Raw genomic sequence first — 696 nt, 5'->3', positions numbered from 1 at the left:
ATACAGGATGTGGTAGTTGTTGCCACTATTGCCATCATTGATGACCAGTCCGCTAGCAGTTAAGGTCTTGCCGGTGCCTACATTCTTTGTATCATATGCCTGGGTTGGCGCAGTGCCAACAACATCGCCAGTTTGTAATGCGTCTACTTGTGGCGCAACACTTGAGCTGGTGGTACCATTATAAATGCGGTCGTCATGCTGAGCGGTCACATTTATATCCCGAATGGTGATGACGCCGGTCGTATTTGTTGCATAAAGGATGTGGTAGTTATTACCGCTGTTACCATCATTAATGACGAGCCCACTGGCGGTTAAGGTCTTATTAGTCCCAACATTCCTGGTATCGTATGACTGAGTAGGTGCTGTGCCAACTATATCGCCAGTTTGTAAAGCGTCTACCTGTGGCGCAACGCTGGAGCTGGTATTGCCATTATATACGCGGCTATCGGTTTGGGCAGTTACATTAATATCCCGAACCGTGATCACCCCAGTAGTATTTGTCGCAAACAGAATATGATAGTTGTTGCCACTGTTGCCATCGTTGATGACCAGTCCGCTCGCTGTTAAGGTCTTATTCGTACCAACATTCCTGGTATCGTATGACTGGGTAGGCGCTGTGCCGATTGCATCTCCTGTTTGCAGGGCGTCTACCTGCGGAGCCACACTGGAACTGGTGGTGCCATTATATACGCGGCT

At 48.7% G+C, this 696-nt stretch carries 1 protein-coding gene; it reads right to left on the bottom strand.

What is annotated here, in order from left to right; genetic code table 11:
- Nucleotides 1-696 (bottom strand): YDG domain-containing protein (locus A3860_RS41375; protein WP_216823579.1); only part of this gene is annotated, 696 nt, incomplete at both ends.

Origin of the sequence: Niastella vici (assembly GCF_002077945.1) — a bacterium.
In the GTDB taxonomy this organism is placed as follows: domain Bacteria; phylum Bacteroidota; class Bacteroidia; order Chitinophagales; family Chitinophagaceae; genus Niastella; species Niastella vici.
This window is presented reverse-complemented; position numbering and strand designations above follow the sequence as displayed.